The following is a 12276-nucleotide window of genomic DNA, read 5'->3' on the forward strand; positions in this document are numbered from 1 at the left end:
GCAACGGCAGGCCTCAACCCTTGCCGAGCGCGCTCCTTACATCGGCAAGCACCTCCGCGCGCGGCACTTCGCGTTCGCTGCGGTCGGCGAGATTGCGGATTTTCACGACCCCCTTGGCGAGTTCGTCTCCGCCGTAGATGAGAGCCAGCTTCGCGCCGGACTCCGCGGCCGCCTTGAACTGCTTGCCAAAGGCGAGATCCTTGAAGGGATACTCGACCCGCAGGCCCGTGGCCCGCAGCGCCTGCACATCGGCGAAGGCGGCCTTGCGTTCCGCCTCGCCGCCGATGACCACGTAGATTTCTGGGCCGCCTACGTAGACCGGAGATAGTTTGCGCTGCTCCAACAGCAAACCGGTCGTGACGTCGCCAATCGCGAAGCCCACCGCCGGCAGATCGGCGTAACCGAGTTTCTTGACGAGATCGTTGTAGCGGCCGCCGCCGGCCAGGGCGCGCAAGTCGCCCTTGCGGTCGAAGGCCTCGAACACGAAACCCGTGTAATAGGCCAGCCCGCGCACAACGCCGAGGTCCACCGCGATGAACTCGGCCAAGCCCATCGCGGCGACGCCGTCGAGGACCTTGCGCCAGTCGGACAGGCGCGCGGCAAGTTTCTCTGAATTGAAGGGCGCCAGCGCGGCCTCGAGTTCCGCCAGACTCTTGATCTTCAGGAAAGCCAGCACCTTGGCCTGCTTGTCGTCGGCGAGCGCACCGTGCGCCTCCACGTAGCCCTTGAAGGCGTCGTCGCCCATCTTCTCGAAGCGATCCACCGCCGAGAGGATGCCGCGCGTCTGGGCCTCGTCGAATCCAAGCGCTTCGAGGTAATAGAACCAAAGATTCCGATCACTGAGCCGCACGTAGAAATCTTCTTTCGTCAGCCCGAACCCGGCCAGGCACTGGATAAGCAACGCGATGAGTTCGATCTCGGCCTCGGGGCCGGCCTCGCCGAAGATGTCGGCATTGAACTGGTTGAAAGCCCGAAGCCGGCCTTTCTGCGCGCGCTCGTAGCGGTAGAATTCCGCGATGCTGAACCACTTGATCGGGCGCTTCAGCGCTCCGGCCTTGGCGCCGACCATGCGGCACACCGTCGGGGTCATCTCCGGTCGCAGCGAAACCTGACGATCACCCTTGTCCGTAAAGGCAAATAACTGACCCTCGATCTCGTCGCCGGACTTTGTCGTATAGAGCTCAAGCGGCTCGAGCACGGGCGCGTCGTATTCTTGGAAGCCGAACGCATTGGCGGCTTTGCGCCAGCCGTGGAAAATATGCTGACGACGGGAAAAATCCTCCGGGTAGAACTCCCGGAAGCCTGGAAGCGACTGAAAACCGGCCATTGCGGACTACAGCGAGAAGACGCGGGCTCAGGCCTCGTCGTCTTCGCCATCAGCCGAGGCCGGAGCCGGCGGGTTGGCCTTCAGCTTCTCGAGGCTCAGCGCCTTGATCTTCTGCTTCAAAATCTTGCCCGACTTGAACTTCACCACGGCGCGCTCCGGGATGACGACCTCGGTTTCGGGCTTGTTCGGGTTGCGGCCGACGCGGGCCTTGCGAACCTGAACCTCGAGCACGCCGAAATTGCGTAGCTCGACATTCCGGCCGGCGGCCAGCGCATCCATCACGATATCAAGGGTCATCTGCACCGTGTCTTGGATTTGCTTCTGCGGAAATCCCGTCTTCTCGTAGATTTCCAGAACGATCTCACGTTTTGTCAGGTTGGTGGACATGGCGAGCTGGGGTTAAAGTTAAGTTCGTGGGAGTCTTACGGCACAAATAATTCACTACCCAGTGCTTGCGTCAATCGCAAAGCCGCACAAAGACCAAGGTTCATCCATGCCCGATCCCAAGGCCGTAAACAGCATGTTTGCCCGCATCGCCGGGAGCTACGACATCGCCAATCACCTCCTGAGTGGCGGGGTGGATTATTGGTGGCGCCAGCGTCTCGTCCGCTTGGTGCACGACACCAAACCCAGCGCGCTCCTAGATCTCGCTACGGGCAGTGGCGATGTGGCTTTTGCCTTGGCAGACGGTTTGCCTGAGGGTGCGCGAATCACGGGCATGGATTTTTGCCAACCGATGCTGGATGAGGCGGTTAAAAAGCAGGCCGGCTACAACCGGTGGTCCGGCATCGAATTCCGGCAAGGCGACGGCATGGCCCTGCCCCTGCCCGATCAGACCTTTGATGTGGTCACGATTTCCTTCGGCCTGCGCAATATGGCCGACCGGCACAAATCCCTCTCCGAGATGCGCCGGGTGCTGCGGCCGGGCGGGCGCCTCTTCGTGCTGGAATTTTCTCAGCCCTTTTTCTGGTTCCGCCCGGTTTACTACGCTTATCTCAAATTCGTGCTCCCCCTCGTGGCGGGCATCGTGACCGGCGACCGCTCGGCCTACGAATACCTGTGCGGTTCGATCGAGAAATTCCCCAATCGCGAGGCCATGAGCATGGAAATAAGTCGCGCGGGATTCACTGTCGTGCGGGCCATGCCGCTGACTTTCGGCATCGTAGCCCTGCACGAAGCCGTCGCCTGATCAGATCTTTCGGTCTCGGTCAGGATGAGTCGCGCCGATGCGCGAATCAATTGAACGACTTGCCGCAGCCACAGGTGCTCTGCGCGTTGGGATTGCGAATTTCAAAGCCCTTGCCCTGCAGTCCGTCGTCGAAATCGATGCTCGTGCCGCTAAGGTAGGCCAGGCTGGTCGGATCAACGAGCACCTGCACGCCCTCGGTCTCGATGGTCTGATCGTCCGCCTTGGGCAGGTCGAAGGCCATGCCGTATTGAAATCCGGAGCAGCCACCGCCCTCCACAAAGACGCGCAGCTTTTTCTGCGCGTCACCTTGGGCCGCATGCATGCTTTGCACCTGACGGGCCGCGCGGGAAGTAAGGGTGATCATGCGGCGCAACCTACGATGCGCTTCATGCCTGTCAACCCGTCGGGTTGCAGGCAAATCAAGCACACAGCAGGAATCGTGCAATATTGATGCAGAGTTCTTGCCACGCGGCATGGCCGGCGCTTTTGTAAGCCTGTGTCCGGCCTCAAACACATCTTCAACGAAATCCAATACGAGCTGACCCGGAAGATTGCCGAAGGCGGCATGGGGCTTGTCTATGAAGCCCTCCAGCGCGGCTCCGGCAATTTCCGCAAGGTCGTGGCCATCAAATTGATTCGGGAGGAGTACTCCAGCATCCCGGAGTTCCAGAAGAACTTCATCGGCGAGGCCCGCCTCGTGGCCGACCTCATCCACACCAACATCGTCCAGACGTATCACCTCGGCCAGGTGGGCGGGCAGTATTTCATGACGATGGAATTCGTCCGGGGGGTTAATCTGGAGCAGTTCATCGAGCGCCACACCGAGCAGGGACGGCAGATCCCGGTAGAAATCGCCGCCTTCATCGCCTCTCGCGTCTGCCGCGGCCTGAATTACGCCCACAGCAAACGCGACAGCGACGGCCGCCTCCTCGGCATCGTCCACCGCGACGTGAACCCCAAAAACGTCATGCTCGCCATCGAGGGCGACGTGAAGCTCACCGACTTCGGCATCGCGAAGGCCCTCGACCTCATGTATAATGAGGAAGGCAAGGTGATCCCGGGCAAGGACGAGTATCTCTCCACCGAGGGCGCCAGCTACGCGGTGACCGACGGCCGTTCCGACCTGTTTGCCCTGGGCATCGTGCTGAGCGAAATGCTGCTCGGCCGGAACATTTTCCGCGGCACCAGCCGCCTCGAGTCCCGGCGCAACATCCTCACGATGCCGCTGCCGAAGTTCGCGACGCTCCGGGCGGACATCGACCCCAAACTCGAGACCATCCTGCTCAAGGCGCTCCAGCGCGACCGCGACAAGCGTTATCAGAACGCCTACGAGATGCTGACGGATTTGGAGCTTTACCTCTACAGCGACCGCTACGGCCCCACCAACGAGAAGCTGGCGGTATATCTCGCCGAGATATTCCCGCCCGACAAGCCCGACACCACCCCCTCTGTCCCGGCCTCCTATCAAACCCGCGGCTAACGGCGCTCTTCCGTCCTCATGAGCGGCCCCGGACTCAACCAGAGCTTCCAGCAGCGGCAGACCCAGCAACTGATGCTGGCGCCGCAGATGCGGCAGTCGCTCAAGATCCTGCAGGTGGCGGCACTCGATCTCCGCGCCACCATCCAGGAGGAGTTGCAGGCCAACCCCACCCTCGAGGAGATGCCGATGGACGACGTCAGCCTCGAGAAGACCACCCCGAACAACGACGAGGGCGCCGCGCCCGACGACGATCCGCGCGCGGAGATGGATTTCGGCAAGGACTTCCAGATGCTCGAAAAAATCGGGCAGGACTGGCGCGACCACATGTCCGACACGGGCGGCGTGCGGCAGAGTTCCAGTGAGGAGGAGGAACGCCGCCAGCACTTCTACGACTCGCTCACCACGGAGACTTCCCTGCAACAGCATCTCATGCAGCAGGCCGAGCTGGCGGACTGCCCGCCGGGGGTGCTGGAGGCGCTGCGCTACCTCGTCGGCAGCCTCGACGACCGCGGCTACCTGACCGCCACGCTCGCCGACATTGCCCTGCTCAGCACCCTGCCCCTCGACACCGTGCAGGCCGCCTCGAAGCTGCTCAAGAGCTTTGACCCGCCGGGCATCGGGGCGGAAAATCTGGGCGACTGCCTGCTGACCCAGCTCCAGCACCAAGGCCGCGGAAAATCTGTTGCCGCCCGTATCGTGCGAGACCACTTCGACCTGCTGGTCCGTCGCCGCATCCCCGATCTCTCCCGCAAGATGGGCTTGTCGCCTGAAATCATCCAGGAAGCCGTCGAGATCATCGGCACGCTCGACCCCGCCCCCGGCCGGCGCTTCGCCGACGACTCCAACCGCGTCGTCGTGGCCGACGTCAGCGTCGAAAAGGAAAATGGCGAGTGGCAGGTTTTCCTCAACCAGGACTACATCCCGCGCCTGCGCCTGAGCAGCACTTACAAGGATCTCATCGCGAAGGGCAAACTTTCCAAGCAGGAGGGCGACTACCTCCGGGAAAAGCTGCGCTCGGGGAAGTTCATCATCAACGCCATCGAGCAGCGCCAGCGCACCATCGAGCGCATCACCCGCGAGATCATCAAGCACCAGCACGAATTCTTCGAGGAGGGCGTCTCCAAGCTGAAGCCGCTCACGATGACCCAGATCGCGGATATCATCGGCGTCCACGAGACCACGGTCAGCCGCGCCCTCGCCAACAAATACATCAAGACCCCGCACGGTGTTTTTGAGATGAAATTCTTCTTCACCTCCGGCTACCAGTCGCAGGCCGGCGAGGCGGTGGCCAACACCAGCGTGAAGGAGATGATCGCCGACATCATCGCCGCAGAGGATCCCGGCGCGCCGCGGAGCGACCAGGAGATTGTCGGTCTGCTCGATGAGAAGGGCCTGAAGATCGCCCGCCGCACAGTGGCCAAGTATCGCGAGGAACTCGGCCTGCTGCCGAGCAACCTGCGCCGCCGCTACGACTGAGCCGGAGGCCGCCGGCTCAACCGGCGAGCGCCCGCCTCAATTCCTGTTTCAATCGCGCGATGTCCACCGGCTTGATGAGACAGGCGCTGAGCTGTGCGAGGGACACGCTGCGACCGATCAAATCGGGGTTCAGGTAGCCGGTCATCAGGATGCGTTTCGCCTCCGGCTGACGTTGCAAGGCCTCCACCAAGAAATCCAGCCCCTGCGCCCGGCCGGGCAGCATGTGATCGGAGAGAATCAGTGCGAATTTCTGTGTGCTGAGCAGCAGGCGCGCCTCCTCAACGGTGCCGGCGATTTCCACCTCATACTCCATGCTGAGATTTTCGCTGAGCGCGGCCGCCAGCGGCGCCTCGTCCTCCACGAGCAAAAGGGCCGGCCGGGAGACTGGAGCGGCTTCGGCCATGGACTGGTTCAGGCGCGACCCGCCGTCGCCTGATCGTAGAGCTTGGCGGCTTCCTGCACCGTCTTGATCAGCTCGGGCAGTGACACCGGTTTGAGCAGGTAGCGATAGAGCGCGGCTTCGTTCACACTGCGCAGGAGCATTTCCGGTTTCATGTATCCGGTTACCAAGACCCGCTGCATTTCCGGGTATTCCTCGCGCGCGTCCACCAGGAAGCTCAGGCCGTTGCCTCCGGGCATGAGATGATCGCTCACCACAACCTTGAATACTCGTTTGTGCAGGAGATAACCGGCCTCCTTGGTGCTGGTCGCGACCGCCACATCAAAATACGGGGAAAGCGCCTCGGCATAAAGTTCCAACAAGGGCTTCTCGTCGTCCACCAGCAGCACAGCCCCCAGCTTGGCCTTCGGAGTCTCGGTCGCAGAGGTGGGAGTGGTCATTTTCTCCTGCATCGTGGAAACGCCCGCGCAGGTTGGCAAACTCAAATCCTTGTCCGGCGTGGACATGGAGCACTATGAGGCTTGCTACCGCGTCCGGTATTTTCTTTGCTTTGGCCGGCATGGAGAAAGCCGATTTGCACGCCGTCGCCCGCAAGGGTGGCTTTGCCGAACTGTCCCCTGGTCTGCTGACGGCCGAGGCGTTGACCGCACGCAATGCCTCCGGAAACACCCCGCTGCACATCGCCGCCAAATACGGCCACCTGAGCCAGCTGCCCACCGGCCTGCTCACGCCCGATCTGCTGCTGGTTAAAAACGACGCCGGCTACACCCCGCTCCATCTGGCTGCCCGCGAAGGCACCCTGGCGGAAGTCCCCCCTGCGCTGCTGACCCGCGATTACCTGCTGACCCGCTCCAACAGCGGACTCACCCCGCTGCACCAGGCCGCCGCCTCCGGCTTTCTCGACCAATTGCCCGCGGGCCTGCTGACCATGGAGCTGCTGCTCACCCGGACCGACACCGGCAACACGCTCCTGCACGAGGCGGCCGAGAATGGGGCGCTGAACCGGATCCCCACGCAGTTTATCACCCTGACCACGCTCACCTCGACCAACGTCAGCGGCGAAACCGTGCTGCACGTCGCCGCGCTCAACGGCCACCTCGACCAGGTGCCCCGCGAACTGCTGACCGCCGACACCCTCCTCCGCAAGACCGCCAACCACGACACCTGCCTGCATGCCGCGGCCATTTCCGGCCACCTTGACCAGGTGCCGCCCGAATTTTTAACCCATCAGAATCTGGTGCTCGCCAGCAAGTCGGGGCACACTCCCATCCATGCCGCCGCCGAGTCCGGCAATCTCGGACAAATTCCGCGCGAACGGCTGACCCTCGATCTGCTCATTTCCCGCAACGACTTTGGTGACACCCCACTCCATGCCGCCGCCGTGGAAGGCCACCTCAAGGATGTGCCCCGCGAGTTCCTGAACCAGGCCACGCTGACGATCCGAAATTACACCGGCGGCACCCCGATCGGGGCCGCCATCCACAACGGCCACACCGATCAGCTGCCGGTGGAGTTTCGCCCCAAGCCGCCGAGCATGGTGCAGAAAATCCTCTACAAAACCGGATTTTCGCGCCCGCCTTTCGGCTGAGCCGCCGCCCGTTGGGCGTTTCTTGGCGAAAATGACGTATGCCAGCTTTGCGGCTCGCCTCCTGCTGGGGTTTTGCCTCCAATCCGCCCTTCTTTTCCCAACAGAATGAACACCAGCATCACTGCCATCACCGCCCGCGAGATCATCGACTCCCGCGGCAATCCCACTGTCGAGGTTGATGTCCGCCTCGCCTCCGGCCACCTCGGCCGCGCCGCCGTGCCTTCCGGCGCCTCCACCGGCGAGCACGAGGCCATCGAGCTCCGCGACGGCGACAAGAAGCGCTACCTCGGCAAGGGCACGCTCAAGGCCGTCGCCAATGTGAAGTCCAAGATCGCCCCCGCGCTCATCGGCTACGACGCGCAGGACCAGCTCGGCATCGACCGTGCGATGCTCAAGCTCGACGGCACCTCCACCAAGTCGAAGCTCGGCGCCAACGCGATCCTCGGCGTCTCCATGGCCGTCGCCAAGGCCTCGGCCGCCGCGCTGAATGTCCCGCTCTACAAATACCTCGGCGGCCCCAACGCCAAGGTGCTCCCCGTGCCGCTCATGAACATCATGAACGGCGGCGCGCACTCGGACGCCCCCATCGACTTCCAGGAGTTCATGATCGTCCCGAAGAACTTCAACTCGTTCTCCGAGGCTCTCCGCGCCGGCGCCGAGGTGTTTCACTCCCTCAAGAAGGTGCTCAAGTCCAAGGGCCTCCAGACCGCCGTCGGCGACGAGGGCGGCTTCGCCCCGAACCTCGCCTCCACCACCGACGCGCTCGACGCCATCGCCGAGGCCGTGAAGGGCGCCGGCTACAAGCTGGGCAAGGACATCTTCCTCGCCCTCGACGTCGCCTCCTCCGAGTTCTACGTGAAGGAGAAGAAGACCTACGTCTTCAAGAAGTCCGACGGCCGCAGCTTCACTGGCGACGAATTCGTCGCCTACTACCAGGACCTCGTCGCCAAATACCCGATCGTCTCGATCGAGGACGGCTGCGCCGAGGGCGACTGGACGACCTGGAAGAAACTCACCGACGCCATCGGCGATCGCGTGCAGCTCGTCGGCGACGATCTCTTCGTCACCAACGTCGAGTTCCTCAAGAAGGGCATCGAGACCGGCACCGCCAACTCGATCCTGGTCAAGGTCAACCAGATCGGCTCCCTGACCGAGACCTTCGACGCCATCGAGCTCGCGCAGAAGAACAAATACACGACCATCATCTCGCACCGCTCGGGTGAGACCGAGGACGTGACCATCGCCGACATCGCCGTTGCGACCAACGCCGGCCAGATCAAGACCGGTTCCGCTTCCCGCACCGACCGCGTCGCGAAATACAACCAGCTCCTCCGCATCGAGGAAGAGCTCGGCGCCTCCGCGATCTACGGCGGCCAGCTGTAATCCTTTACGACGCCGCCTACCCCTCGGCACCGTAAGAACACACACCAAGGTAAGGCCGGACGTCGCAAGACGCCCGGCCTTTTCCTTTTGGGGAACTTCGCTCCGCCCCGGGCATCTATCTTGCCCGACCTCAGTCCAGCAACACACTCACAACGTGGATTCTCGCACTCATCGCCTGCTCCTGCTCACCATCGTCTTCTCCCTCGGCACCGGCCTCGGCCTCGCCGCGGAAACCAAGCCCGTCACGCCGCCTGCGCCCAAGGATGAGGTGATGGTTCTGCCCAAGCTGGAAGTCACCGCCCAGCGCGCCAAGGAAATCGACAAGGAGCTCAAGCGCTTGGACAAATTGATCGCCCGCGAGCGGAAGAAGATCAAACCCACCGAACTCGACAAGACCCTCAACAATGAGAAGTTCGCCAAGGCCGCCGCCATCTTTGGCGGTAACTCGGCCGAGCACCTCTCCGCTGTCGCCGCCAGCCGCGTCATGCTGCTTGAGCAGGAACGCATGGTTCTCGAGGCCATGAAGCGCCCGGCCACGATCGAGGAACGGAAGATGATGGCCGCCGAGATCGAGCAGTTGCGCAAAACCCGCCGCAACCTCGACGATCCGGCCGCGCAGCGGTTTTAAGCGGCGGCCGCCTGGCTTTTACTCCACCCGCAGGATATACCCCCGCAGGTATTCGCTCTCGGGCATGGTCACGAGCACCGGATGATCCGCGGGCTGGTGGCAGAATTCCAGCACATGCACGCGGCGCTTGGCATCGGCGGCTGCGTCGGCGAGCACTTCACGAAGCTGTGAATCCTGCATGTGATGCGAGCAGGTGTAGGTCGCCAGCACGCCGCCGGGCGTAAGGGCTTTCATGGCCCGCAGGTTCAGCTCCTTGTAGCCGCGCAGCGCGCCTTCGAGCGCCGACTTCGACTTGGCGAACGGCGGCGGATCGAGAATGATCAAATCCCACGCCGGGGCCGCATCGCGCTGCGCGGTGAACCAGTCGAACACGTTCACACCCTGGAAATCCGCCTTCAGCCCGTTGCGGTCGGCGTTCTTCTTCGCCTGGGCCACGGCGTCGAATGCGCTGTCGAGGCCGAGCACGGTCGCCGCGTCCGCCTTCGCGCAATGCAGCGCAAATGAGCCCTGGTTGCAGAACGCATCGAGCACGCGCCGGCCGGACGCATACTTTGCCACCGCGGCGTGCTGCAGACGCTGGTCGAGGTAGAATCCGGTCTTCTGTCCGCCCTGCAGGTCGAGCCAGTACTGAAATCCGTCGATCTCCGCCCAGCGCGGCTCCCAGTTTTTCCCGGAACGCGTGGTCACCGAGGGGGCCAGCCCCTCCAGTTTGCGCAGGTTCGAATCGTTGCGAAAGATGATCTCCGCCGCGCCGGTCAGCCCGGCCAGCAGGTCGGCGAGCCGTGCAGCCTGCCGGTCCATCGCGAGCGTCTGGATCTGTACGACCAGCGTGTCGCCAAACTGGTCCACCACCAGCCCCGGCAGATCGTCGGACTCCGACCACACCAGCCGCCTGAAACTGCCCAGGCCTTGTCGTCGCGCCAGGGCCTTTTCCAGCGCGCCCCGTAGAAAGGTCTCGTCCAGCGTCACGCGTTCGCGGCTCAGCCGGCGCCAGACGATCTGCGACTTGCTGTTGCAGATGCCGGTGCCGAGCAGGCGTCCGGTGCGGTCGCGGCACTCGACAACGCTGCCGTCGTGTTCAGCGGGCAACAGGGCCTCGCATTCGTTCGCAAACACCCACGGATGGCCCTTGAGAACCCGGGCATTGGCGTTGGGCTTGAGTTTCAGGCTGACGGACATGCCGGACTGTTTCCGGCTTCTGCAGTGCTTAGAAGCAAAAAATCAAAAGCCTCCCCGGCCCACATCGGGCCGGGTTGCGCTACTGCTCAAGCCGCCGGGATGTGCGCCTTGAGGCGGGGAGTAGCCTTCGTCGCGGGCCGGCTTGAAACCTTGGCCCGGTAGTGACGGGTGCTTTCAACCACGGGCTGCTGCACGTAGTGAAAGCCCGCCTCGTCCTCCACTCCCTCCGGCGCACGCGCCAGATTGAGGAGGAAGACAATCACCGCTGCGCTGGCCAGCGTGATTGCGACGATGATGAATGCGGTTGCGATCATGATGAGGTTTGGGGGCTAACAACCGATAGGACCGACAATATTTAGGACTGGATTCCAGTCCACGGGGTTCCTGCGCAGCGCTTGTCGGGACAATTACTGCCAAGTCGGCTGAAACGCTGAGTTGCCTAGCTATGATCCGGGAACGGTCGGAAGCACTATCTTACCGGGGGTGAAATGCTTGGGAGAGACGCTCCCGCCGACACAGCGCAAGACGCAGGTGTGTTACACCAACCGGAACCGGCCAGACAGAAACTTAAATCCCGCGTAAAAGTCAATGCTGCATCTGTTTCCGACGCCGCGGTCAGGCCCCGGGCCTGAGTTTGCGCATGGACCGATCGTGCAAGCGACCGAGCAAAACCAAGGCCGCCATCGCCCCACCCAGAGCCCAGGCCATGTCCGACTGCGTGTCCCACACATAGCCCTGAGTGCCCAGAAAGTCATCGGCCGCAGCACCGCTCGCCTCGGCCACCCACCATTCGATCAACTCATAAAAGGCGCTGAACGCCAGACACACGCTCCCGCATAAAAAGGGCAGCCACCGGCTGGCCTTGCCCTCACCCCGGTTGCCCAGCGGCGATGTCCGCAATAGAATTTCACGCGCCAGGATCGCCGGCACGAAGCCCTGCGCGAAGTGTCCGATCTTGTCGTAATTGTTGCGCGTCCAACCGAACCACTCCATCGCCCAGTCGCCCAACGGCACGCGCGCGTAGGTGTAGTGACCGCCCACGATCAGGATCACGCTGTGCAGCCAAAGAAGCCCCAGCAGCAGTAACGAGAGCGGAAACCGTCCTTGGACCGCCAACGCAATCGGAACCCCGATCAGCACCGGCACAACTTCCAAAAACCAAGTTAGCCGGTCATGCGGCCCGATGGCCGACCAGGCCAGCACCGGGACGAGCAATACGCAAAACCAGATAAGTCTCCGGTCCATCAGCGACCTCCCTCCGCCAGCCGCGCCGCCACGAACTGCCTCAAGGCTGCATCGACCCCTTCACTCACTTCGAAAAAATCTCGCCGCAACCGCTCCCACGGCACCGCCCCGTCGGTCACCAGTATGGGCGTGAGATTTTTGTCCGGTCGCGTATCCCCGGTGTCCACCCGGTTGTGCACGAAGCCGCTCTGCCGCTTCCAGGTGAGCGCGTGCTCCTGCTGCCCGAAACCGGTGTAACAAATCTGAAACCCCTCCGGCTGCTCATCGGTGTCCAGCCAGACGATCAACTCCATTGCGGCTCCCTGAAACCAACGGCGCCGACCGCTCACACCCGGCTCCTGTTTCACACGTTTGAATTCTTGCAGCACGGCCGGAGCATGC

Annotated in this window: 15 protein-coding genes; 6 read left to right on the forward strand and 9 right to left on the reverse strand. The window is 62.8% G+C overall.

Annotated features, from left to right (window positions below; genetic code table 11):
* Positions 1-13: 13 nt before the first annotated feature.
* Both hisS and ESB00_RS11465 read right to left on the reverse strand, forming a co-directional pair.
* On the reverse strand, positions 14-1327 hold the full coding sequence (hisS, locus tag ESB00_RS11460; RefSeq protein WP_129047819.1) for a histidine--tRNA ligase: 1314 nt from the start codon (positions 1325-1327) through the stop codon (positions 14-16).
* A gap of 27 nt (positions 1328-1354) precedes the next feature.
* The gene (locus ESB00_RS11465) at positions 1355-1714 is read right to left on the reverse strand and encodes an HU family DNA-binding protein (RefSeq protein ID WP_129047820.1); all 360 of its coding nucleotides are present in this window, start codon (positions 1712-1714) and stop codon (positions 1355-1357) included.
* Positions 1715-1820: 106 nt separating this feature from the next.
* Between ESB00_RS11465 and ubiE the strand changes: the two genes are divergently transcribed.
* Positions 1821-2516, forward strand: coding sequence for a bifunctional demethylmenaquinone methyltransferase/2-methoxy-6-polyprenyl-1,4-benzoquinol methylase UbiE (gene ubiE, locus ESB00_RS11470; RefSeq protein WP_129047821.1), 696 nt, complete (start codon positions 1821-1823; stop codon positions 2514-2516).
* Positions 2517-2562: 46 nt separating this feature from the next.
* On the opposite strand, the gene erpA is transcribed toward ubiE, so the two are convergent.
* Positions 2563-2880: an iron-sulfur cluster insertion protein ErpA gene (gene erpA / locus ESB00_RS11475; protein WP_129047822.1), complete on the reverse strand. Its 318-nt coding sequence runs from the start codon at positions 2878-2880 to the stop codon at positions 2563-2565.
* A gap of 132 nt (positions 2881-3012) precedes the next feature.
* Here erpA and ESB00_RS11480 point away from each other — a divergent pair, with 132 nt between their 5' ends.
* Entirely contained in the window at positions 3013-3996 is a 984-nt protein-coding gene (locus ESB00_RS11480) for a serine/threonine protein kinase (protein ID WP_129047823.1), read from the forward strand.
* Positions 3997-4014: 18 nt separating this feature from the next.
* A complete protein-coding gene (rpoN, locus tag ESB00_RS11485) occupies positions 4015-5472 on the forward strand; it encodes an RNA polymerase factor sigma-54 (protein ID WP_129047824.1) in 1458 nt (485 codons plus the stop codon).
* Positions 5473-5488: 16 nt separating this feature from the next.
* On the opposite strand, the gene ESB00_RS11490 is transcribed toward rpoN, so the two are convergent.
* Together ESB00_RS11490 and ESB00_RS11495 are read right to left on the reverse strand one after the other, a co-directional pair.
* Entirely contained in the window at positions 5489-5875 is a 387-nt protein-coding gene (locus ESB00_RS11490; protein WP_129047825.1) for a response regulator, read from the reverse strand.
* 8 nt (positions 5876-5883) lie between these two features.
* Positions 5884-6312, reverse strand: a complete 429-nt coding sequence (locus tag ESB00_RS11495) for a response regulator (protein WP_218938737.1) — start codon at positions 6310-6312, stop codon at positions 5884-5886.
* A gap of 119 nt (positions 6313-6431) precedes the next feature.
* Between ESB00_RS11495 and ESB00_RS11500 the strand changes: the two genes are divergently transcribed.
* From ESB00_RS11500 to ESB00_RS11510, 3 genes are all read left to right on the forward strand, one after another.
* Positions 6432-7460, forward strand: coding sequence for an ankyrin repeat domain-containing protein (locus ESB00_RS11500; RefSeq protein ID WP_164976171.1), 1029 nt, complete (start codon positions 6432-6434; stop codon positions 7458-7460).
* Between the two features lie 105 nt (positions 7461-7565).
* Positions 7566-8843 carry a phosphopyruvate hydratase gene (eno, locus tag ESB00_RS11505; protein WP_129047828.1) on the forward strand — a complete coding sequence of 426 codons (1278 nt, stop codon included), beginning with the start codon at positions 7566-7568 and terminating at the stop codon, positions 8841-8843.
* Positions 8844-8997: 154 nt separating this feature from the next.
* Positions 8998-9471, forward strand: a complete 474-nt coding sequence (locus tag ESB00_RS11510) for a hypothetical protein (RefSeq protein WP_129047829.1) — start codon at positions 8998-9000, stop codon at positions 9469-9471.
* Between the two features lie 18 nt (positions 9472-9489).
* Here the strand turns inward: ESB00_RS11510 and ESB00_RS11515 are convergent, their stop codons facing one another.
* The 4 genes from ESB00_RS11515 to ESB00_RS11530 form a co-directional block, all read right to left on the reverse strand.
* On the reverse strand, positions 9490-10650 hold the full coding sequence (locus ESB00_RS11515; protein WP_129047830.1) for a class I SAM-dependent rRNA methyltransferase: 1161 nt from the start codon (positions 10648-10650) through the stop codon (positions 9490-9492).
* An 86-nt stretch (positions 10651-10736) separates the two neighbouring features.
* Complete coding sequence (locus ESB00_RS11520; protein WP_129047831.1) at positions 10737-10964, reverse strand: hypothetical protein; 228 nt, start codon at positions 10962-10964, stop codon at positions 10737-10739.
* Between the two features lie 301 nt (positions 10965-11265).
* Positions 11266-11895: a DUF2238 domain-containing protein gene (locus tag ESB00_RS11525; RefSeq protein ID WP_129047832.1), complete on the reverse strand. Its 630-nt coding sequence runs from the start codon at positions 11893-11895 to the stop codon at positions 11266-11268.
* Positions 11895-12263, reverse strand: coding sequence for a hypothetical protein (locus ESB00_RS11530; RefSeq protein ID WP_129047833.1), 369 nt, complete (start codon positions 12261-12263; stop codon positions 11895-11897). Before ESB00_RS11530 ends, ESB00_RS11525 begins: the two co-directional genes overlap by 1 nt.
* Between the last annotated feature and the right edge of the window lie 13 nt (positions 12264-12276).

This window comes from Oleiharenicola lentus (assembly GCF_004118375.1).
Taxonomy (GTDB): Bacteria; Verrucomicrobiota; Verrucomicrobiia; order Opitutales; family Opitutaceae; genus Lacunisphaera; species Lacunisphaera lenta.